General features: G+C 56.2%; 1 rRNA gene. It reads right to left on the reverse strand.

Features of this window, described 5'->3' with window-relative positions:
- Positions 1 to 400: ribosomal RNA gene (locus tag ACJOT3_RS34730) — 23S ribosomal RNA — on the reverse strand; the annotation flags it as partial.

Consider the following 400-nt stretch of genomic DNA (forward strand, 5'->3'; position numbering starts at 1 on the left):
CGCTCGTGCACGGGTACGGGAATATCAACCCGTTATCCATCGACTACGCCTGTCGGCCTCGCCTTAGGTCCAGACTCACCCTGGGCGGATTAACCTGCCCCAGGAACCCTTAGTCAATCGGCGGCAACGTTTCTCACGCTGCTTTCGCTACTCATGCCTGCATTCTCACTCGCACGCCCTCCACCACACGATCACTCGGCAGCTTCACCGGACGCACGACGCTCCCCTACCAACCCAAGAACAAATCTCAGGCTTCACAGCTTCGGCGGTGTGCTTAAGCCCCGCTACATTATCGGCGCAGAACCACTTGACCAGTGAGCTATTACGCACTCTTTAAAGGATGGCTGCTTCTAAGCCAACCTCCTGGTTGTCTCAGCAACTCCACAACCTTTCCCACTTA

The organism is Nocardiopsis protaetiae (assembly GCF_045446735.1).
Taxonomy (GTDB): Bacteria; Actinomycetota; Actinomycetes; order Streptosporangiales; family Streptosporangiaceae; genus Nocardiopsis; species Nocardiopsis protaetiae.